General features: G+C 35.3%; 5 protein-coding genes. All 5 read right to left on the bottom strand.

From position 1 onward, the window contains the following. On the bottom strand, nt 1-752 hold a 752-nt coding region (locus AC1DRF_RS19975; protein WP_477741499.1), incomplete at its 3' end, for a helix-turn-helix domain-containing protein. A 312-nt stretch (nt 753-1,064) separates the two neighbouring features. After that, the gene (locus tag AC1DRF_RS19970; RefSeq protein WP_477741498.1) at nt 1,065-1,628 is read right to left on the bottom strand and encodes an NAD(P)H-dependent oxidoreductase; all 564 of its coding nucleotides are present in this window, start codon (nt 1,626-1,628) and stop codon (nt 1,065-1,067) included. A gap of 291 nt (nt 1,629-1,919) precedes the next feature. After that, complete coding sequence (gene lepB / locus AC1DRF_RS19965) at nt 1,920-2,480, bottom strand: signal peptidase I (protein WP_025751067.1); 561 nt, start codon at nt 2,478-2,480, stop codon at nt 1,920-1,922. Between the two features lie 83 nt (nt 2,481-2,563). Further along, entirely contained in the window at nt 2,564-2,920 is a 357-nt protein-coding gene (locus tag AC1DRF_RS19960; RefSeq protein WP_097822777.1) for a nuclear transport factor 2 family protein, read from the bottom strand. Between the two features lie 101 nt (nt 2,921-3,021). Further along, a partial coding sequence (locus AC1DRF_RS19955) for a CBO0543 family protein (protein ID WP_477741497.1) occupies nt 3,022-3,471 on the bottom strand: 450 nt, incomplete at its 5' end.

The raw sequence follows: 3,471 nt of genomic DNA, 5'->3' as shown, positions 1-3,471 counted from the left end.
GCTTCAAACTCTTTTGTATCCGACAGTTCTTCATAGTCGATATGATAAGAATCTTTAATTAAGTTTCCTTTTTTAATYCGTTTTAACAAAATAGCTATTGTATATGGAAGAAGTTTTATTTTTTGATCGATAAATTGAAGTGCTAAACGCTTTTCTACTTTTTCCATTTGCTCTTTTAATCTCTGAATTTCTTCTCTTGAAGTTCCTGTATACGCCTGAATATACGTCTCGCCTTGATACATGTCATAGACGGTCCGCAGTACTTCAATAAGCAGCTTCCTTTTATTCCACTCACTTCCTACTATGTCGTATCCATACATTCGCGAATAAACAATTTCAAGATGATAACCATTTACAATTTTCTGTGTATATTTCATATCTCTTAATACCGTATTCTTACTCACTGATAGCGAGCTAGAGAAATGAAGTAAAGATAATTCTTCTTCGCTACTTAATAGCATAAGCAAAACCAATTGAGCTCTTTCTTTTTCAGACGGAATATAACTTCCAGCAGAGTGTTCGACTTTTTCAGCAAACAGTTCCATTAGAAGAGGATCAATAATAAATTCCCCCCCGTTCGTTCGCTGAATTTTCGGATAGTTATTACTCTTTAACCAGTCATTAATTTTTGTAAAGCTGTAGCTAATCTGCCTCCGTGAAAGATGATACTTTCTCTCTAATTCCGTATTGGAAATACCAGGATTACTAACCACTCGTTTTAAAATTAAATTGCTCCTTTCATCTAGATGCATCAATTGCTCCCCCCTTGCTTAAATTTATTCTATCACTGATCTCTACCAAAATGTTTACGCTTTCATTACCACTTCTGGTCCAATTATTGTGCAACTTGATGGTTAACTCTTCCTTACCATTGTAGACATTTCGCTAGTGCTCAGAAAGAAAAAGAAAAACTGTTTTTGACTACGATTTTTGCGTCAAAGTGAATAAAAAAACCCGACTGTTTAGTCAGGTTTTTTGTAGATATCGATTTTTATAGGGAAGGGTTCCTAAGTCTTTAAAGATTTTAGGAATCCCCCACTTCAGGCTTGCTAAGTGGGGGTAGTTCAATGATGCTCTCCTATTCCAAATACTTCTGCTACATGATTTTCTAATTTATGCTTGTAGTGATCAATGTTTGGATGTTTGACTACATCATGAATAGTGTACGTTGGAAGTGGGCTCATACCGACGTACTGATTCATTTTATGCAAATGCATAATGGCTTCATCTAAACTTTTTCCTTCATAGAAAGCTTCGTCATTGTCGAAAATAGCTTCCGGCGCATTCCATGTGAGAGAAAAYATGTATTTTTTCCCAGTTAATAAGCCGCCTCGCCCGTATTGATTTGAACCTTTAAAGAAAATGTTATCCATATATACGCGATCAATATATTGCTTAAACTTTCCGGGAATGCYGAACCAGTAAATAGGCGTCTGCATAATCACAACATCAGCCCATAGCCACTTTTCAATTTCTTCTTCTACTTCGTAGCCTTTATCAACCACCGTTGTTTTAATGTCAAATTGATCAGTGAGTAAATGCTGCATTTCGTTAAAAATCGTTTGATTTAACTCTCCTTTTGATTTTTTATAATACTCGTGTCCATTAATGATTAATACGTTTTTCATGCTGACCTGCTCCTTTCCAAAATCCTTGTTTCTTTATCTTCATATATCTGTATACCCATAAAAACTACTTACCTATCAGTACTATCTCTTACTTTGAAGTAACATAGGCACCTAGAAGTCCCTTTTTAAACACCCTTATGATTTCCTAAACAAAGAAAAAAACAAGGTCTAATTTACTGATTTCTTAGAAGATGTTTAACTTGCATAAAGCAAATCGTTTTTTAAAATCAGTTCTTTTAACCCAATAAAAAAGGCTGGCGAATTAAATTCCGCCAGCCTTTTTTCCTTTTTTTATTTCGGTTCGCCTACTTCATTTAATGGATAGTAGCGAAACTGCACTTTTCCGATAACTGATTTTTGTGGAATGAAGCCAAATGCTCGTCCATCATGACTTACAGGACGGTTGTCCCCCATTACAAACAGTGAATTTTTCGGTACCTTCACTTTGCCATCAGTTGCAGGCAGCGTTTGAAGCGTAAAATCTTCCGTGAATTTTTCATTAGGTGCAAGAGATTTTTTAGATTCTTTTAAATACGGCTCTTTATAAGCTTTACCGTTAATATATAGAACGTCGTTTTTCATTTCTACCGTATCTCCTGGCAGTCCAATTACACGTTTAATATAATTTTCATCTGCATCCGGTGCATGAAATACAATCATATCAAAGCGATCAACATCACTGATTTTATTTAAAATAACGCGGTTTGAATCTTCAAACGTTGGATACATCGATTCCCCGTGAACTGTAGTTGGCGCAAATAAAAAATGGCGAACTCCCACTACAATAACCAATGCAATAACAATGGACTTAATCCATGAAAACACTTCTTTTTTTACGTTATTTTTGCTCATCTCAAAACATCCCTTACGTCAAAATATACTTTCATCATAGCATCAAATAGAGGGAAAGTATAATAATAACCGAATAATCTTATTTATTGATCACCGTTTGTCACTGTGCCTTGATGGAAAAACAAACGCCACTTTTCTTCTCTTTTTCGCCAAATAGAACTGCGAAGCGTCTTTTTTTCTGCCGTATGGTTCATAAGATGATAGGTAGTTAATACGCAGTCAGGAGACAATACGTCTATATGAAAATGAGAGATTTCGAATACATCTGGCGAGAGTACATGATTGTTATTGTAATCTTTTCGTTTCCATACCGTGCCCGAACTGCCAAACTCCACGTAATCATCTGCAAGAATGTTTGAAAGCTCTTTAGCAGAGGTTCGTACTTCTGATTTTAAGTGCATGCATTCTAATTCATAAAATATTTGGGTAGCGTTCTCCATTTTTTATTCATCTCCTCTTACGCCTATTATAAAGAAATAACGCGTTATTTTCATACAAACAAACCATACTCATATCCCGTATAGATATAAGTATGGTTTGTTCAGCTGATTCTATAGCGTCTATTCTTACCTGCCATCCAATCGCTAATGATTTTCACCACAATTCCTATGATAAATACTGTGAGAAAAGAATAAAAAATTGTCCAGTTCAGCAATTCATATAAATGCAGCGCTCTAAATAGCGGAATACCTATAAAAGCAATAATGGCAGAATTAACGGCATGTGCGATGAAGAAAAATTTCCATTTGCTAAAAAATTGGTAGACGAGTGCGATACTTACCGGAATAATAGCAAAGTCAACCGTATTGAAGCGATCTGTAAACGGAAGCATCTGGTGAGGATAGCACCACAGGTTAAAAAATTTCCCGAATTCATCTACCAAACCGACTATGTCAAAACTGATAAAAAAAACGAGAAGCATAAAAAAGAGGCGCTGTCTATCAATAAAAAAGTAAAAAAGTAGCAAAAAAAGAGCGTTTATCACCACTAT

The organism is Priestia sp. P5_B4, from assembly GCF_056400385.1.
This window is presented reverse-complemented; position numbering and strand designations above follow the sequence as displayed.